Annotated in this window: 25 protein-coding genes; 12 read left to right on the plus strand and 13 right to left on the minus strand. The window is 68.9% G+C overall.

Features of this window, described 5'->3' with window-relative positions; all coding sequences use genetic code 11:
- The first annotated feature begins 1 nt into the window (after position 1).
- Positions 2 to 847 (plus strand): MaoC/PaaZ C-terminal domain-containing protein, encoded by an 846-nt coding sequence (locus AC3A6P_RS18120; RefSeq protein WP_487693054.1) that lies wholly within the window; start codon positions 2 to 4, stop codon positions 845 to 847.
- On the opposite strand, the gene AC3A6P_RS18125 is transcribed toward AC3A6P_RS18120, so the two are convergent.
- The 4 genes from AC3A6P_RS18125 to AC3A6P_RS18140 form a co-directional block, all read right to left on the minus strand.
- Complete coding sequence (locus AC3A6P_RS18125; RefSeq protein ID WP_487693055.1) at positions 844 to 1,410, minus strand: TetR/AcrR family transcriptional regulator; 567 nt, start codon at positions 1,408 to 1,410, stop codon at positions 844 to 846. The two genes, AC3A6P_RS18120 and AC3A6P_RS18125, sit on opposite strands and share 4 nt — an antisense overlap.
- Positions 1,411 to 1,429: 19 nt before the next feature.
- Positions 1,430 to 2,215: an oxidoreductase gene (locus AC3A6P_RS18130; RefSeq protein ID WP_487693056.1), complete on the minus strand. Its 786-nt coding sequence runs from the start codon at positions 2,213 to 2,215 to the stop codon at positions 1,430 to 1,432.
- 86 nt (positions 2,216 to 2,301) lie between these two features.
- Positions 2,302 to 2,928, minus strand: coding sequence for a TetR/AcrR family transcriptional regulator (locus AC3A6P_RS18135; protein ID WP_487693057.1), 627 nt, complete (start codon positions 2,926 to 2,928; stop codon positions 2,302 to 2,304).
- A gap of 28 nt (positions 2,929 to 2,956) precedes the next feature.
- Positions 2,957 to 4,150: a glycoside hydrolase family 3 N-terminal domain-containing protein gene (locus AC3A6P_RS18140; RefSeq protein WP_487693058.1), complete on the minus strand. Its 1,194-nt coding sequence runs from the start codon at positions 4,148 to 4,150 to the stop codon at positions 2,957 to 2,959.
- Positions 4,151 to 4,238: 88 nt separating this feature from the next.
- Here AC3A6P_RS18140 and AC3A6P_RS18145 point away from each other — a divergent pair, with 88 nt between their 5' ends.
- The 5 genes from AC3A6P_RS18145 to AC3A6P_RS18165 all read left to right on the plus strand — a co-directional run bounded on the left by AC3A6P_RS18145 (position 4,239) and on the right by AC3A6P_RS18165 (position 11,571).
- On the plus strand, positions 4,239 to 4,694 hold the full coding sequence (locus AC3A6P_RS18145; protein ID WP_487693059.1) for a universal stress protein: 456 nt from the start codon (positions 4,239 to 4,241) through the stop codon (positions 4,692 to 4,694).
- A gap of 64 nt (positions 4,695 to 4,758) precedes the next feature.
- Positions 4,759 to 4,932 carry a DUF2613 domain-containing protein gene (locus AC3A6P_RS18150; protein ID WP_487693060.1) on the plus strand — a complete coding sequence of 58 codons (174 nt, stop codon included), beginning with the start codon at positions 4,759 to 4,761 and terminating at the stop codon, positions 4,930 to 4,932.
- Positions 4,933 to 4,978: 46 nt separating this feature from the next.
- Positions 4,979 to 9,142 carry an alpha-(1->3)-arabinofuranosyltransferase domain-containing protein gene (locus AC3A6P_RS18155; RefSeq protein WP_487693253.1) on the plus strand — a complete coding sequence of 1,388 codons (4,164 nt, stop codon included), beginning with the start codon at positions 4,979 to 4,981 and terminating at the stop codon, positions 9,140 to 9,142.
- A 10-nt stretch (positions 9,143 to 9,152) separates the two neighbouring features.
- Entirely contained in the window at positions 9,153 to 10,130 is a 978-nt protein-coding gene (locus AC3A6P_RS18160; protein ID WP_487693061.1) for a phosphotriesterase family protein, read from the plus strand.
- 1 nt (position 10,131) lies between these two features.
- A complete protein-coding gene (locus tag AC3A6P_RS18165; RefSeq protein WP_487693062.1) occupies positions 10,132 to 11,571 on the plus strand; it encodes an AMP-binding protein in 1,440 nt (479 codons plus the stop codon).
- 81 nt (positions 11,572 to 11,652) lie between these two features.
- Here the strand turns inward: AC3A6P_RS18165 and AC3A6P_RS18170 are convergent, their stop codons facing one another.
- Together AC3A6P_RS18170 and AC3A6P_RS18175 are read right to left on the minus strand one after the other, a co-directional pair.
- Positions 11,653 to 12,603 (minus strand): D-2-hydroxyacid dehydrogenase family protein, encoded by a 951-nt coding sequence (locus tag AC3A6P_RS18170; RefSeq protein WP_487693063.1) that lies wholly within the window; start codon positions 12,601 to 12,603, stop codon positions 11,653 to 11,655.
- On the minus strand, positions 12,600 to 13,775 hold the full coding sequence (locus tag AC3A6P_RS18175; protein ID WP_487693064.1) for an acyltransferase family protein: 1,176 nt from the start codon (positions 13,773 to 13,775) through the stop codon (positions 12,600 to 12,602). Before AC3A6P_RS18175 ends, AC3A6P_RS18170 begins: the two co-directional genes overlap by 4 nt.
- A 113-nt stretch (positions 13,776 to 13,888) precedes the next feature.
- On the opposite strand from AC3A6P_RS18175, the gene pgfA reads away from it, so the two are divergent.
- Both pgfA and AC3A6P_RS18185 read left to right on the plus strand, forming a co-directional pair.
- Complete coding sequence (gene pgfA / locus AC3A6P_RS18180; protein WP_487693065.1) at positions 13,889 to 15,115, plus strand: cell envelope lipid trafficking protein PgfA; 1,227 nt, start codon at positions 13,889 to 13,891, stop codon at positions 15,113 to 15,115.
- A gap of 7 nt (positions 15,116 to 15,122) precedes the next feature.
- Complete coding sequence (locus AC3A6P_RS18185; RefSeq protein WP_487693066.1) at positions 15,123 to 16,802, plus strand: MmpA family trehalose lipid delivery protein; 1,680 nt, start codon at positions 15,123 to 15,125, stop codon at positions 16,800 to 16,802.
- Here the strand turns inward: AC3A6P_RS18185 and AC3A6P_RS18190 are convergent.
- On the minus strand, positions 16,786 to 17,958 hold the full coding sequence (locus AC3A6P_RS18190; RefSeq protein ID WP_487693067.1) for a glycosyltransferase family 4 protein: 1,173 nt from the start codon (positions 17,956 to 17,958) through the stop codon (positions 16,786 to 16,788). The two genes, AC3A6P_RS18185 and AC3A6P_RS18190, sit on opposite strands and share 17 nt — an antisense overlap.
- A gap of 33 nt (positions 17,959 to 17,991) precedes the next feature.
- Between AC3A6P_RS18190 and AC3A6P_RS18195 the strand changes: the two genes are divergently transcribed.
- Positions 17,992 to 18,756 (plus strand): class I SAM-dependent methyltransferase, encoded by a 765-nt coding sequence (locus tag AC3A6P_RS18195; RefSeq protein ID WP_487693068.1) that lies wholly within the window; start codon positions 17,992 to 17,994, stop codon positions 18,754 to 18,756.
- 54 nt (positions 18,757 to 18,810) lie between these two features.
- On the plus strand, positions 18,811 to 20,307 hold the full coding sequence (locus AC3A6P_RS18200) for an aldehyde dehydrogenase (protein WP_487693069.1): 1,497 nt from the start codon (positions 18,811 to 18,813) through the stop codon (positions 20,305 to 20,307).
- Between the two features lie 203 nt (positions 20,308 to 20,510).
- Here AC3A6P_RS18200 and AC3A6P_RS18205 read toward each other — a convergent pair whose 3' ends face one another.
- Positions 20,511 to 20,834 (minus strand): hypothetical protein, encoded by a 324-nt coding sequence (locus tag AC3A6P_RS18205; protein ID WP_487687642.1) that lies wholly within the window; start codon positions 20,832 to 20,834, stop codon positions 20,511 to 20,513.
- Between the two features lie 218 nt (positions 20,835 to 21,052).
- Positions 21,053 to 21,448: a YybH family protein gene (locus tag AC3A6P_RS18210; RefSeq protein ID WP_487693070.1), complete on the minus strand. Its 396-nt coding sequence runs from the start codon at positions 21,446 to 21,448 to the stop codon at positions 21,053 to 21,055.
- A 136-nt stretch (positions 21,449 to 21,584) separates the two neighbouring features.
- Here AC3A6P_RS18210 and AC3A6P_RS18215 point away from each other — a divergent pair, with 136 nt between their 5' ends.
- Positions 21,585 to 22,769 (plus strand): thiolase family protein, encoded by a 1,185-nt coding sequence (locus tag AC3A6P_RS18215; RefSeq protein WP_487693071.1) that lies wholly within the window; start codon positions 21,585 to 21,587, stop codon positions 22,767 to 22,769.
- A gap of 27 nt (positions 22,770 to 22,796) precedes the next feature.
- Entirely contained in the window at positions 22,797 to 23,063 is a 267-nt protein-coding gene (locus AC3A6P_RS18220) for a hypothetical protein (RefSeq protein ID WP_487693072.1), read from the plus strand.
- Between the two features lie 14 nt (positions 23,064 to 23,077).
- Here AC3A6P_RS18220 and AC3A6P_RS18225 read toward each other — a convergent pair whose 3' ends face one another.
- Genes AC3A6P_RS18225 through AC3A6P_RS18240 form a run of 4 tightly spaced genes read right to left on the minus strand, consistent with a single transcriptional unit; the run spans position 23,078 to position 26,359 of the window.
- Positions 23,078 to 23,380, minus strand: coding sequence for a hypothetical protein (locus AC3A6P_RS18225; protein ID WP_487693073.1), 303 nt, complete (start codon positions 23,378 to 23,380; stop codon positions 23,078 to 23,080).
- 7 nt (positions 23,381 to 23,387) lie between these two features.
- Positions 23,388 to 24,857 (minus strand): class I adenylate-forming enzyme family protein, encoded by a 1,470-nt coding sequence (locus AC3A6P_RS18230; protein ID WP_487693074.1) that lies wholly within the window; start codon positions 24,855 to 24,857, stop codon positions 23,388 to 23,390.
- A gap of 51 nt (positions 24,858 to 24,908) precedes the next feature.
- Entirely contained in the window at positions 24,909 to 25,439 is a 531-nt protein-coding gene (locus AC3A6P_RS18235) for a dihydrofolate reductase family protein (protein WP_487693075.1), read from the minus strand.
- Complete coding sequence (locus AC3A6P_RS18240; protein ID WP_487693076.1) at positions 25,436 to 26,359, minus strand: helix-turn-helix domain-containing protein; 924 nt, start codon at positions 26,357 to 26,359, stop codon at positions 25,436 to 25,438. Before AC3A6P_RS18240 ends, AC3A6P_RS18235 begins: the two co-directional genes overlap by 4 nt.
- Positions 26,360 to 26,404 lie beyond the last annotated feature (45 nt).

Here is a 26,404-nt window from a genome sequence, read left to right on the forward strand (position 1 = left end):
GATGACCGAACAACCAAGTGGGCTGGCGAACCTGGCCCGGGCCGCCGCGGGCGCACTGCCCTTCGTCCGCCGCGGTGACACCCTGCCCGAGCGCACACTGAGCGTCGACGAACTGCCGATCGACCGCGCACATGTGGCCGCATACGCGGCGGCCACCGGACTGCCCTACGGCGACACGGTGCCGCTGACCTACCCGTTCGCGGTGACCTTCCCGACGGTCATGGCGTTGATCACGGCGTTCGACTTTCCTTTTGCCGCAATGGGTTCGGTGCATGTGGAGAACCACATCGTCCAGCACCGCCCCATCGCCGTCACCGACACCGTGGGCATCAAGACCCGCACCGAGAACCTGCGCGAGCATCGCAAGGGCCTGCTGGTGGATGTCGTCACCGACGTCAGCGTCGGCAACGAGGTGGCCTGGCACCAGGTCACCACTTTCCTGCATCAGCAGCGCACCAGCCTCTCAGACGAGCCCAAGGCCCCGCCCCAGAAACAGCACAAGCTGCCGCCGCCGCAGGCCCTGCTGAAGATCACGCCCGGGCAGATCCGGCGCTACGCCTCGGCGGGTGGTGATCACAATCCGATCCACGTGAGCCCCATCGCGGCCAAACTGTTCGGCTTCCCGACCGTGATCGCACACGGAATGTTCAGCGCGGCAGCGGTTCTGGCGAACATCGAAGGCCAGTTCCCGGACGCGGTCCGTTACGACGTCAAATTCGGCAAACCGGTGATCCTGCCCGCCACCGCAGGCGTGTACATCGACCGCGCCGACGGCGGCTGGGACATCTCACTGCGCAACCTGAAGAAGGGCTACCCGCACCTGACGGGGACGGTGCGGCCGCTCTAACCAGTCAGCGCGTCGAGACCGTTCTGCGCGAGCGCATTCCACAACCGGACACCCACACCGGCGCCGTCCACTCCGAGCTCCAGCGAGGCGCCCACCAACGCGCCCGTCCGTACCATCAGCATGGCCTCGGCGGTCTCGCGACTGTCGGACCGTCCCGCCGCGGCCAGGGTCTCGGCCAGGAAGTCGGTGATCCACCGACGCTGCTCGACGGCCAGGCGCCGGGCAGGGTGCTCCGGGTCGCCGAATTCCGCTGCTGCGTTGATGAACTCACAGCCGCGGAAGCCGGTTTGGCGACGGTAGTCGTCGACCACGTCGGCGATCGCGGTCAGCAGTTGCGCCGGCTCTGCCTGCGCGTCACGCAGTGCCGTCAGCGTCGCTCTGGCCGTGGCCGCACGCCGTTCCAGATAGGCCGCGATCAGGTGGTCCTTGGTGGGGAAATGCCGAAACAGCGTCGCGCGCGCCACCCCGGCTTCGGCGATGATCCGGTCGACGCCGACGGCATGCACGCCGACGGAGAAGAACAGTCGGTCCGCGGTGTCGAGCACTCGATCGCGCGGTGACATCACATCCCCTTTCCCGGGCTCAGACAGTGGTGATCATCCCACCGTCGATGGTCATGTCTGAACCGGTGATGTTGGCAGCGCGGTCGCTGGCCAGGAAAACCACCAGGTCAGCCACCTCCTGCGCGGTGCTGAAGCGCCCGAGCGGGGTGTCTGCGACCACCGAGTTCGCGACGTCCTCCGGTGTCTGGCCGCTTGCGCCCGCGAAGGCGTTCGCGACGCCGCCGTCACCGAACCACAGCGGTGTCACCACCGGGCCGGGGCTGACGGAGTTGACCCGAATTCCTTTGGGGCCCAGCTCTTTCGAGAGTCCCTTGGAGAGGTTGGTCAGCGCTGCCTTGATGGCGCAGTAGTCCGGCAGCGCCGGATCGGGCAGGAAGGCGTTGACGGAGCCGACCATGACGATCGCCGCGCCCGGACGGTCCAGCATCGCCGGGATGGCGGCACGGGTGGTGCGCACCGCGGCCATCACGCCCAGATTCCAGGTGCGGTCCCAGTCCTCGTCGGTGACGCTGACGAAGCCGCCGGGCCGCACCACGGCCGCCCCGACATTGTTGACCAGGACATCGAGGCCTCCGCGCGCCTGCGCGGCGGCCACCAGCAGCGCCGGCTGGTCCGGCCGGGCGAGGTCGACCTCGACGAAGCTCACCTGCCCCGCGCTCTCGAGGTCCTCCAGTTCGCGGGAGCGGGTCCGCGCACCCGCGATCACGTGCGCACCCGCCTCGACCAGGGCCGCGGTGATGGCCAGCCCTATCCCCTTGCTCGCGCCCGTCACCAGCGCGTTCTTACCGTTCAGATGCAGATCCATACCCCGACCACCTCACCAACGAGACAGACCAATCTGTCTACCTGAGGGAACAGTAGCCGCCTCGAGCTGGCTTTGTGCCGGAACCGTCAGCTCCGCTCGGACAGCGTCATACCGTCGCGCTCACTCGGCTTGCCCTTCAGGCCACGCCAGAACAGGTTGATCATCAACTCGGAAGCGTCGTCGACGTCGACGTCGCCGGTGCTCACGCGGGCGGCCACAGCCTCGCCGGCACCCACCAGGGCGATGGCCATCATCTGGAAGTCGGTGTCGGGCTCCGGATTCCGGGTGCCCGCGCTGAGCAGCCGGGCCACCAGGTCGATGATCCGTTCACGGCCTTCGCGCACCGTGTGGGCGAAGGCCGTCGAGCTGGTGGCCTGGGTGTACAGCACGATCCATGACGCGCGATTGGCGTCGATGTAACGCAGGAACGACAGGATGGTGTTGCGCAGCATGTCCTTCGGCGGCAGCGTGAAGTCGACGTCAGCACGAACCGCCTCGACGAACCGGCTCAGCTCGCGGGTCAGGCAGGCGCCGAACAGTTCCTCTTTCGAGCCGTAATACAGGTAGAGCATCGGCTTGGAGATCTCCGCTTTGGCGGCGATCGCGTCCATCGACGTCTCGTGATAGCCGTTGACGGAGAACACCTGCACGGCGGCGTCGAGCATCTGCTGCTCCCGGACCGCACGGGGCAATCGCTTGGTACCACCTGCCACCTCTGTGAACCTCCTGTCGCGCCCAAGGTTAACCGCCGCAGCGCGGATGCGGCCCCTTCGCGTTCGCCATCCGCAGCACCGAGGCGTCGACGGCCGGCATGGACAGTTCACCGGCGGCCACCGCCTGCTCCAACCGGTCCAGCACCGCGGGCACCTCGGAGGTGCTCAGCCACAGTGCGTTGTCGGCGCCGGCCTGCAACGCCGCCAGCACCGCTCCGGGGACGCCCACGCGGTCGCTGATCGCCTGCATCCCCGACAGGTCGTCGGTGAACACCGGGCCGTTGAATCCGGGCCCGCCGTAGCCGCCGCTGCGCAGCAACTGGTAGGCCGCCGGGCTCAGGCTGGCCGGGTCGGCTCCCGTCAGACCCGGCACTTCCATGTGCCCCACCATCACAGCGACCGGCGCCTGCCCGGTCAGCGAGCGGTACGGCACCAGGTCGGAGGCCTGCAAAGCGTCCAGCGGGGGCGTGGTCACCGCGCCGGTGTGCGAGTCGCCGGAACTGTTGCCGTGGCCCGGGAAGTGTTTGAGCACCGGCAGCAGACCCGCGTCGCGCAAACCACGCGCGTAGGCGCCCGCGTACTCGGTCACCACCGCGGGGTCGGACCCGAAGGACCGGTCACCGATCACGGTGTCGTCGGCGTCGGAGGTGACGTCGACGACGGGCGCGAAATCGACGGTGATGCCCAGCCCGCGCATGGCCCGGCCCCGGTCCAGGGCGATCTGATACACCTGCTCAGGGGTGTTGCTCCGGGCCAGCACCCGCGACGACGGCTGGCTACCGATCAGGCCGGACAGCCGCGACACCCGGCCGCCTTCCTCGTCGACGCTGACCGCCACCGGCAGGGCGCCAGCCAGATTGTTGATCTCGCCGATCGAACCGTCGGTGAGCATCGACTTGTCCGTCCAGCTGCCGATGAAGATGCCACCGACATGGTGGTCGGCGACCACCGCACGGGCATCGGCGGCGCCCTGCACACCGACCATCAGCAGCTGGGCCAGCTTGTCGCGGGTCGACATCGCCGCCACCTGGCCCTGCAGATCACCGCAGGTCGCCGGCGCGGGCGCGGCGGGCACAGGATTCGACAACGGCGTGACCTCCGGCGCCGGCGTCGCTGCCGGGGCGGCGGTGGGCGCCTCCGCCGCAGGTGAACAGGCCACCAGGAGGGCAGGCAGCGCCGCGACGGACACCAGCGTCCGGGTCAGTGCTCGAGTCAAAGCCATACCTTCACTGTGGCATGACGGTCCGCCCGCCTGAAACCGGTTACCGGGCTGCGTCGCCACGACCTGGCCTCATAAGAGAGGATGAGGCATGACGGTCTTGATGATCGCCTACGACGGCAGCCAGAACGCACAGCGCGCTGTCCACTACGCCGGTCGATTTCTCTCCGCTGAACGCGCCGTGGTCCTGACGGTGTGGGAACCGATGCGCGGCGGCCAGGATTCGGTGAGCATCGACCTCGACGGCCCGCCCGACCTCCCCGATGAGGATGACCTCGACATCGCGTTCGCCGACGCGCAGCGCACCAACGACGAAGGCGCCGATCTGGCCCGCGGCGCGGGCCTGAACGCCGAGACCCTGGTGGTCGCGGTCTCGGGCACGGTGTGGCGCACGATCATCGACGCGGCGGACAAGCTGGACGCCGATCTGATCGTGACCGGGACCCGGGGTACGACGGGCGTGCGCTCGCTGATCCAGTCCAGCGTGGCCGACCGTGTGTTGCGCCACGGTGGCCGCCCGGTGCTGATCGTGCCGCCGGGGCAGTGACCAGACCCGTGCTAGGTTGGCGAACAGTGTCCGCCGCCCGATCCACCCCGCTGAGGAGCCCCACATGACCCGGTTCGTGGTGCCAGCCGCCGCCAGCATCGTGGTCGGGTTGTTGCTGGGCGCGGCCGCGGTATTCGGCGTCACGCTGATGGTGGAGCAGGACACCAAGCCGCCGCTGGTCGCCGGCGATCCGGCATCGTCGGTGCTCAACCGCGTCGAGTACGGCGACCGCAGCTAGTCTGAGCGCATCACCGACAGGGCTCGATCCGGGCAGTCCTGCTCACCTGTCACGCCGCTGGCTCTGGCTCGTCGGCGCGGTGTCCCTGCTGCTGACGTTCGCCCAGTCGCCGGGGTTGATCTCCCCGGACACCAAACTCGATCTCACGGCCAATCCCCTGCGCTTCCTGACCAGGGCGGCCAACCTCTGGAACAGCGAACTGCCGTTCGGGCAGGCGCAGAACCAGGCCTACGGTTACCTCTTCCCGCACGGGGCGTTCTTCCTCGCCGGTGACGTCCTCGGCCTGCCCGCCTGGGTGATCCAACGGCTGTGGTGGGCGCTGCTGCTGGCCGCCGGGTTCTGGGGCCTGCTGCGGGTGGCCGAGGCGCTCGGCATCGGCACCACCCCGTCGCGGGTGGTGGCCGCTGCGGCGTTCGCGCTGTCACCGCGGGTGCTGACCACGCTGGGCTCCATCTCCTCGGAGACCTTGCCCATGATGCTCGCGCCGTGGGTGCTGCTGCCCGTCATCCTGGCGCTGCGCGGTGACAGCGGCAGGTCACTGCGGGTGCTGGCGGCGCGGGCAGGCGTGGCCCTGGCGTTGATGGGTGCGGTGAACGCGGTGGCCACGTTCACGGCCTGCCTGCCCGCGATCGTCTGGTGGGCATGTCACCGGCCCAACCGCAACTGGCTGCGGTTCAGCGGCTGGTGGCTGCTCTCGAGCGCACTGGCCGTCGTGTGGTGGGTGGTGGCGCTGCTGTCGCTGGGCCGGATCAGCCCGCCGTTCCTGGACTACATCGAGTCCTCGGGAGTCACCACCCAGTGGACGTCGCTGACCGAGATGCTGCGAGGCACCGCGGCATGGACCCCGTTCGTCGCCCCGGGCGCGACCGCGGGCACCTCACTGGTGACCGGTCCGGTCGCGGTCCTGGCCACCACGCTGGTGGCCGCCGCCGGACTGGCCGGTCTGGCGCTGCGCACCATGCCCGCACGCGGGCGGGTGGTGACGGTGCTGCTGGCCGGTCTCGTCCTGATGGGTCTCGGATACGCCGGCGGTCTGGGCTCGCCGGTGGCACATCAGGTGCAACTGTTCCTCGACGCCGCGGGCGCACCGCTGCGCAATGTGCACAAGCTCGAACCGCTGCTGAGGTTGCCGATCGCGCTGGGGTTGGCGCACCTCCTGGGCCGGGTGCCGGCGTCGGTGCGGGCCTTCGCCCACCCCGAGAACAACAAGCGCGTCGCCGTCGGGATCGTGGCGCTGACCGCGCTGATGGCGGCGACGTCGTTGGCGTGGACGGGCCGGTTGACCCCGCCGGGCACCTTCAGCGCCATCCCGTCGTACTGGCAGGAGGCCGCCGACTGGCTCGACGAGCACAACACCGAACGCGGCCGCGTCCTGGCGGCGCCGGGTTCGCCGTTCGCCACCCAGGTGTGGGGCAGCAGCCACGATGAACCACTGCAGGTGCTCGGCGACAGCCCGTGGGGCGTGCGTGACTCCATCCCGTTGACCCCGCCGCAGACCATCCGCGCCCTCGACTCGGTGCAGCGGCTGTTCGCCGCCGGCCGGCCATCCGCTGGGCTAGCCGATACACTTGCCCGACAAGGCATTTCGTATGTGGTGGTGCGCAACGATCTGGATCCGGACAGCTCGCGGTCGGCCCGCCCGATCCTGGTCCACCGGGTCATGGACAACTCCCCCGGACTGGAGAAGGTGGCCGAGTTCGGGGACCCGGTGGGGCCCGGCACGCTCGAGGGCTTCATCAGCGACAGCGGGCTGCGGTTGCGGTACCCGGCGGTGGAGATCTACCGGGTCGCAGGCGCGTCCAGCGCACCGTATCTCGTCGAGACCGACACCATGGCCCGGGTGCAGGGCGGACCGGAATCGCTGCTGCGCCTCGACGAGCGCCGCCGGCTGCTGGAACAGCCTCCGCTGGGGCCGGCGCTGCTGACCTCCGATGCCGAACAAGCCGGCCTGCCCAATCCCGTGGTGACCGTCACCGACACCCCGGTGGCCCGCGAAACCGATTACGGCCGGGTGGACGATCATTCGTCGGCGATGCTGGCCGACGGCGATCCGCGCCACACCCACAACCGGGTTCGCGACTACCCCGCGCCCGGCCAGCAGCTGGTGTACGGCAGCTGGGACGGCGGCCGCATCAGTGTCTCCAGCTCGGCCGCCGACTCGACCGCGCTGCCCGATGTCGCGCCCGCCTCCGGGCCGCCCGCGGCCGTCGACGCCGACTCCGCCACCAGCTGGGTGTCCAATGCCCTGCAAGCCGCGATAGGACAGTGGCTGCAGGTGGACTTCGATCATCCGGTGACCAACGCGACCATGACGTTGACGCCGAGTTCGTCGGCGATCGGGGCCCAGGTGAACCGCATCCAGGTCTCGACGGCCAACGGCAGCACCACCATCGGCGTCGACGAGCCCGGCACACCGGTGACGGTGGCCCTGCCGTTCGGGGAGACGCCGTGGGTGCGCGTCTCCGCTGTCGGCACCGTCGACGGATCCGGCGGCGTCCAGTTCGGCATCACGGATCTGGCCATCACGCAGTACGACGCCTCGGGTTTCGCCCACCCGGTGAACCTGCGGCACACCGCGCTGGTGCCCGGGCCGCCCGAGGACGCGCAGGTGGCGAAATGGGATCTGGGCTCCGAACTGCAGGGCCGGCCCGGATGCGTCGACACACCCGACGGGGTGCACTGTGCCTCACCGTTGTCGCTGGCACCCGAGGAGCTGGTCAGCCTCAGCCGGACTTTGACTGTGCCGCAAGAAGTTTCGCTGGCCCCGACGGTGTGGGTGCGGCCCCGGCAGGGACCCGAGCTGGCCGACCTGGTACGCCAGCCGGGGACCGCGCGCGCCGACGGGGACGCCGATTCGTTCGACGTACTCGGCACCGCCTTCGCGGCCGCCGACGGCGACCCACGCACGTCGTGGACCGCACCGCAGGGCGTCGTGCAGCACCGCACCGCGCCGACGCTGACACTGACACTGCCCGAACCGACCGAGGTGTCCGCGGTCGAACTGACCCCGAGCAGCTCACCGCTGCCGACGCACCCCTCGTTGGTGGCCGTCGACCTCGGTACCGGACCCCAGGTACGCAGCATGGAACCCGACGGCGCCCAGACGCTGGACCTGGCGCCGACGGTCACCGACACCATCAAGATCAGCCTGCTGGACTGGGCCGACGTGATCGACCGCACCGCACTGGGTTTCGATCAGGTCAAACCGCCCGGCCTGGCCGAGGTGGTGGCCCTGGGCCCGGACGGAAAACCGATCGCCGCGGCCGACGGAGAACGCAACCGGGCCCGCGAGATCACGGTGCCGTGCGGGCGTGGGCCGGTGATCGCCGCGGCGGGCCGATTCGTGCAGACGTCGGTCACCACGACCGTCGGCGCGTTACTGGAAGGCGCGCCCATCGCCGCGCAACCATGTGACCGGGCGCCACTGACCTTGCCCGCCGGCCAGCAGGAGGTGCTGGTCAGCCCCGGCAAGGCGTTCTTCGTCGACGGTATCCAGCTGACCGCGCCCGTCGCCGCCACCCTGCCCGCCCCACGCACCGAACCCGCCCGCACCGGCGACTGGGGGCCCGACCACCGCGAAGTCGACGTCACCGCTGCAGACACCGACCGGGTGCTGGTGGTGCCGGAGAGCGTCAACCCCGGCTGGACCGCACGCGCCGCCGACGGCGCCGCCCTGCGCGCGGTGACCGTCAACGGCTGGCAGCAGGGGTTCGTGGTGCCCGCCGGCACCGACGGCGTTGTCGCGTTGAGTTTCGAGTCCAACGGGTTGTACCGGGTGGGGCTGACCACCGGGCTGGCGTTGCTGCCGCTGCTGGCATTGCTGGCGCTGTGGCCGTCGCGGCGGATCAGCACGGGACGCACCGCACCCTGGAAGCCCGGTCCATGGGCGGCCGTCGGCGTGATCGTCGCAGGCACACTGCTGTCCGGGTGGGCCGGTGCGCTGGTGTGCGCGGCGGCCACGGCACTGCTGTGGCGGCTGCGATCCCGGCCCCGGCTGGCGAAGGTGATCACGCTCGGTGGGGTCAGCGGAGGGCTGATCCTGGCCGGTGCGGTGCTGTCGCGGAATCCGTGGCGGTCGGTGGACGGGTACGTCGGGTTCTCCGTCGGGGTGCAGCTGTGTGCCCTGATCTCGGTGGCGCTACTGGCCGCCTCCGCGGTGATGTTCACCCGGGCGACCGATTCCGCCAACGAGGAGCGCGCGGCCTTCTAGCATCGGCACCGTGCCGAAAGTGAACACCGCGCGAGGACAGATCGACGCAGGAGACCTCGGCGTGACGTTGATGCATGAGCACGTCTTCATCATGACCACCGAGATCACCCAGAACTATCCCGAGGGTTTCGGCGATGAGGGCCGCCGCGAGGCCGACGCCATCAACCGGCTCAACGAACTGAAAGCGCGGGGCGTCGACACCATCGTCGACCTCACGGTGATCGGGCTGGGCCGCTACATCCCGCGGATCGCGCGGATCGCCGCAGCCACCGAGTTGAACATCGTGGTGGCCACGGGGCTCTACACCTACAACGACGTCCCGATGTACTTCCACTACCTCGGGCCCGGCGCCGAACTGGGTGGCCCGGAGATCATGACCGACATGTTCGTCCGCGACATCGAAGAGGGCATCGCGGGCACCGGTATCAAGGCGGCAATCCTGAAGTGCGCCACCGATCAACCCGGTGTCACCCCCGGCGTCGAACGGGTGCTGCGTGCGGTCGCCGTCGCACACCGGCGCACCGGCGTGCCCATCTCCACTCACACCCACGCCGCGACGCGCCGCGGGCTCGAGCAGCAGAAGATCTTCGCCGACGAGGGGGTGGACCTGTCCCGGGTGGTCATCGGCCACTGCGGTGACACCACCGACCTGGACTACCTCGAGGAGCTCATCGACGCCGGCTCGTATATCGGCATGGACCGCTTCGGTATCGACGCCTACCTGCCGTTCGAGGACCGGGTGAACACCGTGGCCCGGATGTGCGAACGCGGTCACGCCGACAAGATGGTGCTCTCCCATGACGCCGCGTGCTACTTCGACGCCCTACCCGAAGAGACATTGCCACTGGCGCTGCCGAATTGGCACTACCTGCACATCCACAATGACGTGATCCCCGCTCTCAAGAAGCGCGGTGTCACCCAGGAACAACTGGACACCATGCTGATCATCAACCCGCGCAGGATCTTCGAACGCCAAGGCGGGTACTGAGTTGTATCCGACCATACCGGCGCAGATCTCCGTGCTGGCCGCCCAGGAGCCGGACCGCCCGGCCGTCACCTGCAACGGCCGTACGTTGAGCCGCGCCGAGCTGGACCGCTCGACCAACCGGCTGGCCCGGGCCTACGCCTCACTGGGAGTGACCGAAGGCTCCTATGTGACTGTCGCCCTGGCGAACTCGATCGAATGGCTGCAAGCCGTGATCGCGTGCTGGAAGCTGGGCGCGGTGCCGCAACCCTTGTCGCCGCGATTGCCCGACGCCGAGTACGCTGCCCTGCTGGACCTGCGGCCCCGCGCGCTGCTGGTGGGCCGGGCCGACCCGCGTGGACTGGTTCCGGACGTGCCGGGCGGCCTGGACTCGGATTTCCGCGACGAACCGCTGCCCGAGGCGGTGTCACCGGTGTGGAAGGCGATGGCGTCCGGAGGCAGCACGGGCAGGCCGAAGCTCATCGAAGCCGGTGGCAGCAGCCGCATCCCGGCTGCGATCGGTCACCCGCTGGGCGCCGAGCCCGACGACGTGAACCTGGTGTCGGTGCCGCTGAGCCACAACACCGGATTCACCACTGCCGTGATGGGCCTGCTGCTGGGACACCATCTGGTGCTGATGCCGCGCTTCGAGCCCCACGAGTTCCTGCGCCTGGTCACCGAATACCGCGTCACGTACCTGGCCACGGTGCCCACCATCATGCAGCGGCTGCTGCCGGTGTACCGCGCGGACCCACACGCCTACGACCTGTCGTCGATCCGGCGGTTCTGGCATCTGGCCGCACCGTGTCCGCCCACCGTCAAAGAGGCGTGGATCGACCTCATCGGCCCCGACGCGGTGTGGGAACTGTACGGCGGCACCGAACTCCAGGCGTTGACCTTCATCTCCGGTTCGCAATGGCTGACCCACCGCGGTTCGGTGGGTGTCGTGGTGTCCGGGGAGATGACGGTCCTCGACGACGACGGCCGGCCGTGCGCGCCCGGCCAGGTGGGCGAGATCTTCATGCGACCCAGCCCCGGTAGCGCGCCGACCTACCGGTACATCGGCGCCACCGCGAAATCGCGCGACGGCTGGGATTCGCTGGGCGATCTCGGGTACTTCGACGCCGACGGCTTCCTGTATCTGAGCGACCGGCGCGTCGACATGTTCACCGTCGGCGGCCGCAACACCTACCCCGCCGAGATCGAGAACGCGCTCTCCGAGCATCCGGATGTGTTGTCCTGCCTGGTGGTTGGTGTGCCTCACGACGATCTGGGGCAGGTGCCGTACGCATTGGTGCAGGCCGGTGTTCCGTTGACCGAGGCGGGTTTACAGGAGTTTCTGCGCGAGCGCCTCGAGGGGTACAAAGTGCCGGACACCATCGAGTTCGTCGACCGGCCGTTGCGCGACGACGCCGGCAAGGCCCGCCGGTCCGCGGTGCGCGACGAGATCCTGGCGCGCCTGTAAAGCCCGCCTTGTGCGAGCGTGCGTTCTTGTACACGACACGCCGCGCAGATGTGTGCAAACACGCGCGGTCAGCGGAGGTGACTAGAGGAGGCGGACCGGCTCACCGCGCAACCACGCGTGGATGTTCTCCACCGCCTGCGGGTAAGCCACGCCGTACGCGCTGTCGGTGACGAAGCCGATATGCGGTGTGGCAACAACATTCGGCAAGCTGCGCAGCGGGTGGTCCGCGGGCAGCGGCTCAGTGTCGAAGACATCGAGCGCCGCGGCGCCCAACGCGCCGGACGTGAGCGCGGCCACCAGCGCGGCCTCGTCGACCAGCGGCCCTCGCGAGGTGTTCACCAGCAACCCGTTGCGCCCCAGCAGGGCCAGTTCGTGAGCGCCGACAACCCCGCGGGTGCGCGCACTGAGCACCAGATGCACTGTGACGATGTCCGATTCGGCGAACAGCTGGTCTTTGGCCACCGGCGTCACGCCCAGCGCCCTGGCACGGTCGGGATCGAGGTTGGCACTCCAGGCGTGGACGGTCATCCCGAACGCCTGCGCGTAACGGGCCACCTGACTTCCGATATGACCGAGGCCGACGATGCCGAGCGTGCGGCCGTACAGCTCGGTGCCGACCGTGCTCTGCCAGCCACCACCACGCAGGTTGTCGACCTCGGTGGGGATGTGCCGCGCCGCTGCCATCAACAGGGCCCAGGTGTGTTCACCGGCGGCATGTTTCGACATACCCGTGCCGCTGACGGGTATCCCGCGTTCGGCGGCCGCGGCCAGATCGATGGCGGCGTTGCGGGTGCCTGTGGTGACGATGAACCGCAAGTTCGGCAACGCCTCCAGGACGGTGCGGCTCAACGCCGTCCGCTCGCGCATGGCCACCACCACCTGGGCGTCGGCCAGCTCTGAGATGGTCTCCCGCTCGTCGGCGAACGCCCGGGTGAACACCCGGATGTCGAAACCCTCACGCAGCGAATCGAAGTCGGCGCTGGCCAGCGCCACCCCCTGGTAGTCGTTGAGGATCGCCAGTACCGGTTTCATCGCGCCACCACGGGCTCGGCGTCGTCGGTGACCGAGCTGTCCAGCGGCGGCGGTTTCATGCGGTACTCCCAGCGCCGCAACGCCTGCCGGCACGGCTGCTCCACCAGCGCGTAACTGACCGCGGCCAGTGCAAATCCGAAGATCAGCGTCAACGCCAGCACCGTCGGCATGTGCCCGTTGAAGGCGAACTCGCCGATCACCGGGAACACCATGGCCAGCGCCGCGAGGTGCCACACGAACAGCCCGTAGGACCAGCGCCCCAGCGTCACCATCACCCGGCTACCGAGAATGCGGTGCTGCGTATCGGGTGTGTCGAGCACCAGCGGCGCCAGCAGCGCGGCGGCCAGCACTGCTCCCATCGCGGTCTTGACCGCGAACTGTGAGGAAGTGCCCGGCACGAGTCCCTCCGGTCCGGCCACCGGGGAGGCGGCCACCAGGAACGCCGCCACCGCGATGACGGCCATCAGGATCCGCTGACGTGCCAGCCGGTGCCAGAACCCGACGCGACTGACCGTGAGCTCGGCGATCAGCATTCCTGCGGCGAACCACGAGGTGAATGCCGGCGGCCAGTTCAGCGGATTGAGCCCGTCAGGCGCCAGGTCCGACGCCGCAACCGCCCACGCCCAGCCCCAACTCGCCACCGCCACGAAGGCGATCACCGGGATGCGCGCCCGCACCGGAAGCCGCCGCGCGAAGACGGCCAGCAGCGGCAGCGCCAGATAGAAACTGACTTCCACCGAGAGGCTCCACATCTGCGTCAACCCGGCCGTCAGCGTCAGCGGCACGTAGATCTGGGTGAGCGTCAGATTGGCCCACCACACCGTCCAACTGGCACCCGTGGCGTCGGGCATCAGCAGCAGGATGACCATCACCGCCACCAGGTATCCGGGCATGATGCGCACGATGCGCGAGCGCAGGTAGTGCCCCGTCGGCGGGGTGTGCCGCAGGCCACGGACCGCCGCGGCATGCCCGCGCCACAGCAGGAACCCGGACAACGCGAAGAACACCGCCACCGCGAGGTCGAACCGTCCGAGCAGGCGGCCGTCGACACCGGAGGAGTGTCCGGTCTGGAAGGCGACGTGGGTGATCACGACGCCGATCGCCGCGCACGCCCGCATCCCCTCGACGGCAGGAAGAAAGCTGCGCGTCCCTGTCACAGGTTGGTCGGTCATCGTTTCCAGTGTGCCGGGCCGCGAACTCGGGTAAGTCACCGCCTTAGAGTCTGCTGTTAGGGTCAACGGGGTTTGCCCCACCTGCGGTGTATTGGAAGGAAGGTACGCACAACGTGAACCGAGCAGTCATGTTGCGTATCGCCGCATGCGGCATCTTGGGCCTCGGCGCCGCGCTGCTGATCGCCGCGCTGCTGTTGACCACCTACACCGCGGGCAAGATCGAGCGGATCCCGCTGGACATCGACACCTCGCTGACAAGCGACGGCACCGGCACCGCGCTGGACCCGGCGTCCCTGGCCGGCGAGCGATTCGTCATCGACCGCGATGTACCGCTGGTGTCCCAGCAGCAGGTCACCGTGGAGTCGCCGTCGAACGCCGACGTGGTGACGTTCCAGGTGGGCACCACCGTGCGCCGGACGGATCAGCAACAGGACAACGGCCTGCTGCTGGCGATGGTCGACACCGTGACGGTGAACCGCGAGACCGCGATGGCCGTTTCCGATGACACCCACCCGGGCGGATCGGTGCAGAAGCCGCGGTCCATCGAGGACACCAAGCCGCCCACCAACATTGCGCTGCCACACGACGGCCTGTCCTACCGCTTCCCGTTCAACACGGAGAAGAAGACCTACCCCTTCTTCGACCCGATCGCCCAGCGCGCCTTCGATGCGAACTACGAAGGTGAAGAAGACGTCAACGGCCTGACCACCTACCGCTTCACCCAGAACGTCGGCTACGACGCGGACGGTCAGCTGGTGGAACCCGTGAAGTACGCCTCGCTGTACGACAACGAGGAAGACGGTGTGGTGACCGCCCGCGCGATCCAGTGGGGACTCGAGGGCGACCCCGAAGAGCCGATCACCATGACCCGCTACTACGCCGCTCAGCGCACCTTCTGGGTGGACCCGGTGTCCGGTGTGATCGTCAAGTCCGACGAACACGCCAACCACTACTACTCACGCGACGAACTGCGGCCCGAGGTGACGTACGCCGAGTACACCGTGACCTCCACCGAGGAGAGCGTCGAATCACAGGTCGCCGCGGCCCGCGACGAGCGTGACCGGATCGGCCTGTGGTCACGCGTGCTGCCCATCACCTTCACCGCCGCCGGGTTGATCGCCCTGGTGGGCGGGGCGCTGCTGGGTTCGTTCAGCCTGCGTGCCGAAGCCGCACTGCTCGATTCGGGCGGTGAGGCCCCTGAAGGCGGCTTCTTCGCCGGACTGGGTGGCCGGCGGGGCGAGGACACCGGCCCGATGCCCGCCGCCGAAGCCGAGACCGAGAAGCTGCCGGCGCAACGACCGGACCTGCACCCCGACCCGGGTCCGCCCGACCGTCGGTAATCGGGTCGTGCCGGGGTACGCCCTGGCGCTGAGCCTGCTGATCACCGCGCCGCTGCTGGCGCCGGGCTACCTGCTGCTGCGCGATGCGGTGTCCACCCCGCGGTCCTATCTGTCCGACGCCGCGCTCGGCCTGACCGAAGCGGCGCCGCGGGCCCTCCCCCAGGATTTCGCGCTGGCCCTGGCCTCGCACCTGATCGACGGTGGACTCGTGGTGAAAGTCCTGCTGGTGGGCGGGCTGTGGGCGGCCGGCTGGGGTGCCGCGGCCCTGGCGTCAGCGGTGCTACCGGTCGCGGGCACAGCCGGACAGTTCGTGGCGGCGACGGTGGCGGTGTGGAATCCCTATGTGGCCGAGCGGCTGTTGCAGGGCCACTGGAGTCTGCTGGTGGGCTACGGGTGTCTGCCCTGGGTGGCGCACACCGTGCTGCGGCTGCGGGCCGGGGACAGCGGCTATGCGCGGCTGGCCTTCTGGCTGGCCCTGGCCGGGCTGACGCCGACGGGACTGTTGCTGGCCGCGGCGGTGGCGCTGGTGTGTGTGACGGCCCCGGGCCCGCGGTCACGATGGCTGGTCGGCGGGGTGGCGACCGGGCTGTCCGCGCTGGCGGCCCTGCCGTGGTTGGTGGCCGCTGCAGCCGCTTCGTCGCTGGCGACGTACCAGGCCGTGGGTGTGCCGGGGGTGGCGGCGTTCGCGGCGCGCGCCGAACCGGGGCTGGGCACCGTCGGCAGTCTGGCCGGGCTGGCCGGTATCTGGAACGCCGAGGCCGTACCGGGCTCCCGGTCGACGCTGTTCGCGGTCGTGGGCACCGCTGCGCTGCTGGGGGTGGTGGCTCTGGGAGTGCCGGTCGCCGCCCGCGCGCGTGCGGCGGTGCCACTGATGGTGCTGGCCGCGGTGGCGGTGGTGGTGCCCGCGTTGATGGCCACCGGCCCGGGTTTGGCCGCCACCCAGGCGGTGGTGGAGCTGCTGCCCGGCCTCGGGGTGCTGCGTGATGCGCAGAAGTGGGTGGCGCTGGCGATGCCGGGCTACGCGGTGGCGGCCGCGGGGGCGGTGCTGACCCTCACGAGCCGGCGCCCGTCGGTGAAGCCGGCGGTGGCGGCGACGGCGTGCTGCGTGGCGGTCATCGCGGTGCTGCCGGACCTGGCGTGGGGCGTGTGGGGCAAGGTGGCCCCGGTGCGGTACCCGGACGGGTGGGCGGCAGTCGCCGGGCAGATCAACGCCGACCCCCGGCCCGTCGCGGTGCTACCCGCCGATTCCATGCGTCAGTTCAGCTGGTCGGGTCCCGCGCCGGTGCTCGATCCGCTGCCCCGATGGGTGAGCGCCGACGTCCTCACCACGGGTGATCTGACCATCTCGGGTGACACCGTACTGGGCGAGGGCGGGCGGGCCCGGGCCGTGCAGAATCTGCTGTTGGAGGGCGCCGACGCTGCGCAGTTGGCCGACGCCGGTATCGGCTGGGTGGTCCTGGAGTCCGGCTCGGCCGGCGAAACCGGTTCAGCGGCAACCACACTCGCCCAGCTGCCGGTGACCTACCAGGACCCCGAGGTCACGTTGTACCGCGTCGGAGGTGACGCGGCGGGGGCGGGTGCGGGACCGCGCGCGGCGGTGTTGGCCGCACACTGGACATGGCTGGCGGTGCTGGTGGGTGGCGCCGCGGGCATGGCCGCCGGCGCCTGGCTCAGACGACGCCGCTGACCCGTCGCCCACTGTGCACGGCGTCGAGCACGGTGCGCATGGCCCGCGCGCTCTGCGGCCAGGAGAAGTCGCCGCTGCGGGCCTGCGCCTTGTCCCCCAGCCCGGACCGGAGTTCGGCGTCACCGAGCAGTTCCTCGAGCTTGTCGACCAGCTCTTCGCGGTCGTCGACCAGAATGCCCGTCACGCCGTCGACGATCGAGTCGGCCAGCCCGCCCGACGACGCGTAACCGATGGTCGGCACGCCGTGCTGGGCGGCTTCCACCACGGCCAGCCCCCAGCCCTCTTTGCGGGACGGCAGGACGTGCACCCAGGCGCGGTGCACGACGTGGTGTTTGGTGACCTCATCGACGTGGCCGTGGAAGGTGACCGCGTCGGAGATGCCCAGCAGCGCCGCGTAATCCACCAGCGGCTGATGCCACCAGCCGCCGCCCACCACGTCCAGGTGCAGATCCGGGATTCGCCTGCGCAGCACCGCGACCGCATCGAGGGCGTCCTCGATCTGCTTGTGCGGCACCAGCCGGGACAACACCGCAACGCGCGGCGTCGCCGAACGGGCCGCCCGCAGACTGGAGTCGGGGGCGTCGTCGAGTCCGTTGCGGACCACCGCGATGCGCTCCTGCGCCACTCCGAGGGCGGTGAGGTCACGCGCCGACGGCAGCGACACGGTGACGTACTGGTGGTGCTTGTGCATCCACGGCGACAGCCGCGACTCGATGAACCAGCCGATGCGGCCCAGCACAGGACCGGCCACCGGCCACTGCTCACGGTGACAGTGATGGACCAGCACCACGACTCGGCGACCGTAGGCGAGCCGGGCCAGGAAGGGGATGCCGTTCTGGGTGTCGATCACCACGTCCGGCCGCGCCGCGCGCAGCGGTCCCAGGCCGAAGCGGGCCAGCACCATCGCCAGACCGGCCCAGATGTACAGGGTGTAAGGGCTGCCGCCCCGGCTGATGTGCACGCCGTCGACGATCTCGTGCCGCGGAGCGCCGTCATACCGCGCGGTGCGCAGCGTCACCCGCACCCCGCCGGCGGCCAGTTGCGCGCCGATGCGCTGTAGGTAGGCCTCGCTGCCACCGCCCTGCGGGTGGCCGCTGTCGCGCCAGCACAACAACAGCACGGAGCGGACTCCGGGGTGATGCGGTGTGCTGGTCATTGTCAGCCAGCCTAACTGCGTAACGTGGCGCCGATGACCGCCACCGATCTGCTTGCGCGGCGGGCGACGCTCGCGAGGTCGGTGCGACTGCTCTCCCAGTTCCGCTTCGAGCAGTCCGATCCCGCGCGGTTCTACGGCGCATTGGCCGAGGACACCGCCGCCATGGTCGACGAGTTGTGGCAGGGCGCGACCGGCGGGTCAGCGGCCGGCCGCACCGTGGTGGACGTGGGCGGCGGGCCCGGCTACTTCTCCGAGGCGTTCACCGCGCGGGGGATGTCCTATGTCGGGGTGGAACCCGACCCGCAGGAGATGCACGCTGCACCAGGGCATGCCCGCGGGGCGGGGGTGTTCGTGCGGGCCTCCGGGATGGCGTTGCCCTTCGCCGACGACAGTGTCGACATCTGCCTGTCGTCGAACGTCGCCGAGCACGTACCGCACCCGTGGCGGCTGGGCTCCGAGATGCTGCGGGTGACCCGGCCGGGTGGGCTGGCGATCCTGTCGTACACGGTGTGGCTGGGGCCGTTCGGCGGTCACGAAATGGGGCTGACGCACTATCTGGGTGGCGCCCGGGCGGCCCGCCGGTACACCCGCAAACACGGCCATCCGCCGAAGAACAACTACGGATCGTCGCTTTTTGCGGTGTCGGCGGCCGACGGGCTGGACTGGGCCGCGAGCACCGGCGCGCTGATCGCCGCATTTCCCCGCTACCACCCGCGATGGGCGTGGTGGTTGACCTCGGCACCCGGGGTGCGGGAGTTTTTGGTGAGCAACCTGGTGCTGGTTCTGCGCCCTCGTTGAAGTCGTGACTGGAACAGGTTCTCGTTCGGCTCGATTCTCGGTAGTGTGACGCTCATGACACAGAGCGTTGATGCTGTTTCACCAACCGAGGCGTACAAGACCTCCTACGACAAGCTCTTCATCGGGGGCCACTGGGTGGACCCGTCCACCTCCGAGGTGATCGAGGTCTTCTCCCCCGCCACCGGCGAGAAGGTCGGACAGGTGCCGTTGGCCGCCGAGGCCGACGTCGATGCGGCCTGCGCGGCGGCGCGGAAGGCGTTCGATGACGGGCCGTGGCCCACCATGCCGCCGGCCGACCGGGCCGCGGTGATCGGCCGTGCGGTCAAGCTGATCGAGGACCGCGCCGATCTGTTCAAACATCTGCTGAAACTCGAAACCGGCCAGCCCGCCACGATCGTCGACATGATGCAGTACGGCGCCGGCCTGTCCGGGCTGCAGTACTTCGCCGGCGCTGCAGACAAATTCGCCTGGCAGGACATCCGCGACGGCATCTACGGCCAGACCCTGGTGCTCAAGGAACCCGTGGGCGTGGTGGGCGCCGTCATCGCCTGGAACGTGCCGTTCTTCCTGGCCTGCAACAAGCTCGGCCCCGCGCTGCTGGCCGGGTGCACCGTCGTGCTCAAGCCGGCGGCCGAGACGCCGCTGACGGTCAACGCGCTGGCCGAGGTGTTCGCCGAAGCGGGCCTGCCGGAAGGCGTGCTGTCGATCGTGCCGGGTGGGGTGGAGACCGGGCGCGCGTTGACCAACAACCCGGAGCTGGACAAGTTCACCTTCACCGGCAGCTCGGCGGTCGGCAAGGAGATCGGCAAGCTGGCCGCCGAGAAGCTCAAGCCGTGCACGCTGGAGCTGGGTGGTAAGTCCGCGGCGATCATCCTCGAGGATGCCGACCTGGATTCGACGCTGCCGATGCTGGTGTTCTCCGGTCTGATGAACTCCGGTCAGGCGTGTGTGGGCCAGACCCGCATCCTGGCGCCGCGCTCGCGTTACGACGAAGTGGTGGAGAAACTGGCGGGTGCGGCCGCCGGCATGCAGGCCGGCCTGCCCGATGATCCCGCCGCCATGATCGGCCCGCTGATCAGCGAGAAACAGCGCGACCGTGTCGAGGGCTACATCAAGAAGGGTGTCGAGGAGGGCGCCAGGATCGTGGTCGGCGGCGGCCGCCCCGAGGGCCTGGACAGCGGGTGGTACGTCCAGCCCACGGTGTTCGCCGACGTCGACAACTCGATGACCATCGCCCAGGAGGAGATCTTCGGGCCGGTGCTGGCGGTGATCCCCTACGACACCGAAGCCGACGCCATCCGCATCGCCAACGATTCGGACTACGGACTGGCCGGCAGTGTGTACACCACCGACTTCGCCCGGGCGCTGGAGATCGCCAAGAAGATCCGCACCGGTACCTACGCGGTGAACATGTACGCGTTCGACCCGGGCGCGCCGTTCGGCGGATACAAGAATTCGGGCATCGGGCGCGAGAACGGCCCGGAAGGCATTGCGGCGTATACGGAGTCGAAGAGCGTGCTGCTGCCGTTCGGGTACACGCCGCCGGAGTGAGTTCGAGCGGCCGAGGGACGAGGCCGCGAAGAAGCTCACGACCCAACAACCCGGAGTGAGTTCGAGCGGCCGAGGGACGAGGGTTCGGACCCAGTTGATATTCACCTCAGTCAACGGAATCGGCCGGTTTCTCTCGACTGAGTTCCGTCTCAAACAAAAAGACGCGCCCAGCGATGAGCTGGGCGCGTCTTTTGTCGTTGCGACTAGCGGACGTTGACGTAGACGGTCTTGGTGTTCTGCGGGGCGAACTGGTTGTCGGCGTTGGGGCCGTACCCGCCTTCGTTGCCGTTGTTGGGGTTGGTGTGGCTGAAGGTGGCGCCTTCACCGACGGAGACGACGCTGGCTTCGCTCAGCGGGGCGTTGGACAGCCGGTTGACGATCACCTTGTACCCCTGGTCCTGCAGCGAGGAGATGGTGTCCTGGGCGTTGCCGGCGCCGGTGGGGGCGGCCAGCGCGGGTGCGGCCAGCCCCAAGAACGCGGCGGTGGCGGCGGTGGCAATGGCGGTGGCAAATCCAAACTTGGTCATGATGGTTCTTCTCTCTTGATTCGTTGGGGTTCGAATCGTGGGTCCCAGAGAGGGTCTGTGGCTCGCGGTTCGTGGTGCTCTGATGGTGTAAACCAGCAGATCAGCGGTTTAATTCCACTGGCAGAAATTGATCGCCGGGTGGCAGGAACTTGCGTCTTCGCGCGGCACTGGCCATAGCCCACGGCCGTCTCCGGTGACGCACACGCGGTGCAAATCAGCTAAGTGACAGGAAACGAGTGGTGCTCGTGTGCCACCTGCCAGCGGCCGTCCTGCTTACGTAGCCCCAGTGAGAGCCGCAACCGCAGCGCCGGCTTGGCGGTGAGCTCGACCGGCGTCCCGCACCGCAGTAACGCGTGGGCGTAGGCAACGGTGTCACCGGCCGTCACATCCAGCTCGAGCAGGTCGAAGAACGCCCCGCTGGTCACGTATTCGAAGAACGGCGGCCAGCATTCGCGGTATGCCTCGATGCCGCGGATACCGTTGTGGGGCGGTGGCACATCGAACATCACGATGTCGTCGGTGTGGTCGGCGACCACCGCGTCGAGGTCGCGGGTTCGGATGGCGGCGACCCAGCGGTACACGAGGTCACGGATCTCGCTCTGGTTGTCGGTCATACCGGTTGAGACCGGCGCGGTTATGCCAAGTCATCGCGGCGGCGACGGTCGATCACGAAGGCGGGGCGACAGGCGTTACGGTAATATCATTCTTTGTAAACCAGAAGCGTCCTCTCGGCCCGAGTTCGGAGATCCCATGAGCAGCAGTAAAGCCGCCATCATCGCGGCAGCCCGCACCGCGATCGGAACCGCCCGCAAGGGCACGCTGGCCAACACCCCCGCGGTCGAACTGGCCAAACCGATCGTGGCCGCTGCCGTCGAGAGGTCGGGCCTGGACCCCAGTGACTTCGACGATCTGGTCCTGGCCGAGAGCCTGCAAGGTGGGGGCGACAGCGCCCGCTACATCGCCGTGGATCTCGGCTTCGACAACATCCCGGGCCTGGCCGTCAACCGCCAGTGCGCATCCAGCTTGGCCGCCATCGCGGTGGGCGCCGGACAGATCGCGTCGGGAATGAGCCGCGCAATCCTGGCCGGCGGCATGGAGTCGCTGTCGACCATGCCGCAGTTCACCAAGCGCAAGCCGTTCACCACCGGCAAAGAAGCAGGCGACTGGGAGCGCTGGGCGCCGATGTCCAATCCGATCGACAGCCCCGACGCTCCCCCGTTCGACATGTCCATCACCGTCGCGCACAACTGCGCAGTCGAATACGGCATCACCCGCGAAGACCAGGACGCCTGGGCGTTGCGCAGCCATCAGCGGGCGGTCAAAGCCGTCGACGCCGGATCGTTCGTCGACGAGATCGTGCCGATCCACGTGGCCCAGCAAGATGGGTCGACGGTGGTGTTCGCCGAGGATGAACATCCGCGCCGCGAGACGTCATTGGACGTGCTCTCCGGCTTGAAGGTGCTGCACCCGGAGATCGACGGCTTCACCGTGACGGCCGGTAACTCCTCGGGCACCAACGACGCCGCCGCGGTGCTGGCGCTGGCCCGCCCCGACACCCAGCAGAACGTGTTGGCCAACATCCTGTCATGGGCCCAGGTCGGTGTTCCGCCGAAGCGCACCGGCAGCGGCCCCATCTACGCCATCCCGAAAGCACTGGAACTGGCCGGGCGCACCATCTCCGATGTGGCCCTGTTCGAGATCAACGAGGCCTTCGCGGCGCAGGCCGTCGCCTGCACCCGCGAGCTCGGTCTCGACGAGGAGATCGTGAACGTCTACGGGTCCGGTATCAGCCTCGGACATCCGATCGCCGCGACCGGCGCCCGGATGGTCACCTCCGCCATTCACGAATTACGCCGTCGCGGAGGCGGATTGGGCGTTCTGTCGATGTGCGCCGGCGGCGGCATGGGTGCCGCCATGGTGATCGAGGTCAGTTAGCGCCCCAGCAGTGGCCGGCGGGTCACGGTGGCAGCCTCGCTGGTCCGCAAGAAGGGCAAGGCGAAGACCACCATCGCCAACCTGCGCCGTCATGTGCAGGAACACCTCGACCTGGGCTACACAAAGGACCTGGCCGAACGCGAGCGGGTGTACCGGCGCATGGTGGCAGAAGGTGAACAGCTCAGGGGTCTGGAGCCCCGACACCATGCGCTGGTCCAGGACGAGCCGGGGCTGCTGGACAAGATCGCCGAAGCCCGGCGCAGGCACGAGCAGATGGAGGCCGCGCGCGACTGAAGGCGGGACAGAGGTCAGTCGCTGGCCGGCAGCGGCTTGGCCTCTTTCAGCGCCAAGGGAGTGTCCCCGACCGACAAGCTGCCTTGACCTGCCTTCGTCACCAGGACCTCAGCGCCTGCGTCGTCGACATAACGCTTCCCCATGACCGTGCCCTCGGCGAACGAAGGGTCGATCGCGGCGCCGCTCTTGTCAGCGTCGAGGGTGACCATCGGTGCCCCGCCACAGCGCAGGTCGCCGAGGCTGTCGGCCGACTTCACCACGATCACCTGGGTGTCGTCGACCTGACTTTGCAGGCGGGTGCCGTTCTTCACCGTCATCTGGTCCTCACTTCTGTGCGGTTGCGTCTTCCAGGCTTGCGACGATCTCGCGACGCAGGATCTTGCCGGTGGCGTTGGTGGGCAACTCGTCGCGGAACACTACGCGGTCCGGGGTCCGTGACCCGCGCAAACTCTGGCGCACGTAGTCGCGCAATTCCTCGGGATCCGGCTGCACGCCGTCGACCGGAACCACCACGGCGACGATGGCCTGCCCCCACTGGGGATCCTCGGCGCCCACCACCGCGACCTCGTGCACGTCCGGGTGTTCGATCAGCACATCTTCCAACTCAGCCGGGGCGATGTTCTCACCGCCGCGGATGATGGTGTCGTCGGAACGGCCGCCGATGAACAGATAGCCCTCATCGTCGAGCATGGCCACATCTTTGGTGGCGAACCACCCGTCGGCGTCCAGCACCGAACCGATTCCGGTGTACTTGCCCGACACCTGCTCGCCGCGGACGAACAGCTCGCCCGTCTGTCCCGGGCCCACCACATTTCCCGCGTCGTCGCGGATCTGGACCTCGATACCGGGCACCGGCCGGCCCACCGAGCCGAGCCGTCCCGCACGGTGATCCTCCGGCGTCAGCACCGCGATGGTGGAACTGGTCTCGGTGAGTCCGTAGGCGTTGACGAAACCGACCTGCGGTAACAGTTCGAGGGCCTTACGCACCAGAGGCAGGCCCACCTTGGAGCCGCCATAGGCCAGGTTGCGCAGCGAATGCAGTTGATGCTCACCGGTTTCCAGGACCTTCACGATCCGGTCCAGCATGGTGGGCACCACCGTCGCCGTGGTGACGGCCTCGTCACCGACCAGCCTGACCCACTCGGCGGCGTCGAAGTTGGTCAGGTACACCATCTTTCGGCCGGCGTACAGATTCGACAGCGCGGCGCCCACCCCTGCGATGTGATACGGCGGCACACAGATCAGTGCCGCGTCGGCTGGGTCGGCGGAGGCGAACTCCACGGTGCCGGTGACGTAGCTGGTGAGGTTGTTGTGGGACAGTTCGACAGCCTTGGGCTGCGAAGTGGTACCGGAGGTGAACAGCACCACCCCCACCTCGTCGGGGTCCGGGAACTCGGCAGCCGGCTCGTGTCCACGCGCAGCGGACACGAAGTCCGCCGAGTCGACGACGGTCTTGCCGGCCGAGCCGACCATCTCGGCGTAGCGCGCATCGGCGATCACCAAGGGCGCGGGCAGACGGTTGATCAGCGCCTGGATCCCCTCGGCCGACAGTCGGTAGTTGATGGGGGTGAACGCCCGGCCCGCGCGCGCCGAGGCGAACAGCAGCAGCGGCAACATGGCCCCACCGGCGCCGACGTAGGCGACGTGACCGGCGCCGGACGCGGCGATGACCCCGGCGGCCCCGTCGGCCAGATCGGACAGTTCCTGGGTGGTCAGGCGGGTGTCACCGTCGACCACGGCGATGCGGTCCGGGTCGCTCGAGGCGGCCATCTCGAGCAGCAGCGAAATGCTCATTATCGGAACTCGCTATCGACGCTTGCGGATCGGTAGAACATGATTCTCCGATTAAACCACAGCAGCAGGCTCCCACTTGGCGACCACAAAATCCCCGTTGCACGCCGACTCCACCAACCGCCACTCCGACCGCAGCGGCAGCACCCGCGAACCCGCCCCCAACGTGCACGGGGCATAGCTGACGATCACCTGGTCCACCAGGCCGTCGGCGACGAACTGGGCAGCGATGTCACCACCGCCCATCACCCACACGTCCTTCCCGGCGGCGGCCTCGACCAGCCTGGGGTGCAGCTGCGCCACACTGCCCGCAAACGCCTGGACCGGGTGCCCGTCAGCGATGATCTCCGGGCGATGGGTCAGCACCCACGAGGGTTGCTCGTACATCCACTCACCGGGCTCGTTCTTGCGCAGCCACTCATAGGTGGCCGACCCCATGACCAGCGAGCCGATGGACGCCATGAACTCGTCGATCCCGAACGGACCGTTCTGGTCGATGTTCCTGGTGAGCAGCCAGTCCAGGCTGCCTTCGCTGTCGACGATGTAGCCGTCGAGACTGGATGCTGTGTAGTAGATGGTGCTCATCGGGGTCCTCTCATCCATTCCAGGGGATCACCGCGGTGGGTCTCGACGCCGAGCTGCGCGAGCATGGCCCGGGCGAGGTGCCGCCGGTGTGCGGAGTAGGTCAGTACGTGGGCGACGATGCCGAACAGCTGGAACGACTCCGGCGGATCACACAGTGCGTCGATCACGGTGTCGCCCATGCGCCCGTCGGCCGCCAGCCGGGTGATGGTCGCCGACCAGTGCGCACCGATGTCATCGTGGTGAGCGGCCAGCTCACGAGGGCCCGCCAGCGCGGGGTCGGTTTTCTGCCGTGACGGAAAGTCCCGCCCCTCGATGCTGGCCAGCCACACTTCCTTGGACCACACCAGCGCACCGAGCACCGCCCCGACGCTCGGCTCGGGGCCGTCCCATTCCAGCACGGTCTGACCCGGTGAAACCTCCTGCAGCCATTGCTCTTTCGACAGGGCTGCGGCCCGACCGATCAGATACCCGGTGTCAGCGATGTCGTGAGACATCATCAGCCCGCTCACGTCCGGTACTGCGTCTGCGCTGGACTCCAGCCACAACGACTGCGGCGGGTGGAAGTGCAAGCCGTTGGGCGCCGGCAACCGGAACTCGGCCCCCACCCGCGACGGTGGCGTGCCGAAACCCCGCCGGAACGCCCGGGAGAACACCTCGGTCGAGGACCAGCCTTCATCCTCGGCCACCGCGGCCACCCCTTCGCCGCGCTGCAGGCGCCACGCCGCCCGTTCGAGCATGATGCGCCGCCGCAGTGCCGCCGGGGACTCCCCCGTCAACCTGCGCACCTCGCGGGAGAAGTGGAACTCCGAGACGAAGGTGCTGCGCGCCATGCCCTCGACGCTGGTGTTGGCGCCCTCGACGATGGCGTCGAGGAGTTCACGGAGCCGGTCCCTGCCCCGGGGCACCTGTTCTGCTGTCACGCCTACGAGTATCGTCACCGCACCGCGTCGTGGACATGACGTTTC

The sequence above is a fragment of the Mycobacterium sp. Soil_C_30 genome, assembly GCF_057656995.1.

Excerpts from the sequence above, each read along its gene's own strand:
- AC3A6P_RS18230 (WP_487693074.1), bottom strand. The coding sequence starts at position 24,857 with ATGAGCATTTCGCTGCTGCTCGAGATGGCCGCCTCGAGCGACCCGGAC.
- AC3A6P_RS18225 (WP_487693073.1), bottom strand. The coding sequence starts at position 23,380 with ATGACGGTGAAGAACGGCACCCGCCTGCAAAGTCAGGTCGACGACACC.
- AC3A6P_RS18145 (WP_487693059.1), top strand. The coding sequence starts at position 4,239 with ATGACGGTCTTGATGATCGCCTACGACGGCAGCCAGAACGCACAGCGC.
- AC3A6P_RS18140 (WP_487693058.1), bottom strand. The coding sequence starts at position 4,150 with ATGGCTTTGACTCGAGCACTGACCCGGACGCTGGTGTCCGTCGCGGCG.
- AC3A6P_RS18210 (WP_487693070.1), bottom strand. The coding sequence starts at position 21,448 with ATGACCGACAACCAGAGCGAGATCCGTGACCTCGTGTACCGCTGGGTC.
- AC3A6P_RS18130 (WP_487693056.1), bottom strand. The coding sequence starts at position 2,215 with ATGGATCTGCATCTGAACGGTAAGAACGCGCTGGTGACGGGCGCGAGC.
- AC3A6P_RS18235 (WP_487693075.1), bottom strand. The coding sequence starts at position 25,439 with ATGAGCACCATCTACTACACAGCATCCAGTCTCGACGGCTACATCGTC.
- AC3A6P_RS18170 (WP_487693063.1), bottom strand. The coding sequence starts at position 12,603 with ATGAAACCGGTACTGGCGATCCTCAACGACTACCAGGGGGTGGCGCTG.
- AC3A6P_RS18120 (WP_487693054.1), top strand. The coding sequence starts at position 2 with ATGACCGAACAACCAAGTGGGCTGGCGAACCTGGCCCGGGCCGCCGCG.
- AC3A6P_RS18175 (WP_487693064.1), bottom strand. The coding sequence starts at position 13,775 with ATGACCGACCAACCTGTGACAGGGACGCGCAGCTTTCTTCCTGCCGTC.
- AC3A6P_RS18215 (WP_487693071.1), top strand. The coding sequence starts at position 21,585 with ATGAGCAGCAGTAAAGCCGCCATCATCGCGGCAGCCCGCACCGCGATC.
- AC3A6P_RS18190 (WP_487693067.1), bottom strand. The coding sequence starts at position 17,958 with ATGACCAGCACACCGCATCACCCCGGAGTCCGCTCCGTGCTGTTGTTG.
- AC3A6P_RS18125 (WP_487693055.1), bottom strand. The coding sequence starts at position 1,410 with ATGTCACCGCGCGATCGAGTGCTCGACACCGCGGACCGACTGTTCTTC.
- AC3A6P_RS18150 (WP_487693060.1), top strand. The coding sequence starts at position 4,759 with ATGACCCGGTTCGTGGTGCCAGCCGCCGCCAGCATCGTGGTCGGGTTG.
- AC3A6P_RS18205 (WP_487687642.1), bottom strand. The coding sequence starts at position 20,834 with ATGACCAAGTTTGGATTTGCCACCGCCATTGCCACCGCCGCCACCGCC.
- AC3A6P_RS18195 (WP_487693068.1), top strand. The coding sequence starts at position 17,992 with ATGACCGCCACCGATCTGCTTGCGCGGCGGGCGACGCTCGCGAGGTCG.
- AC3A6P_RS18200 (WP_487693069.1), top strand. The coding sequence starts at position 18,811 with ATGACACAGAGCGTTGATGCTGTTTCACCAACCGAGGCGTACAAGACC.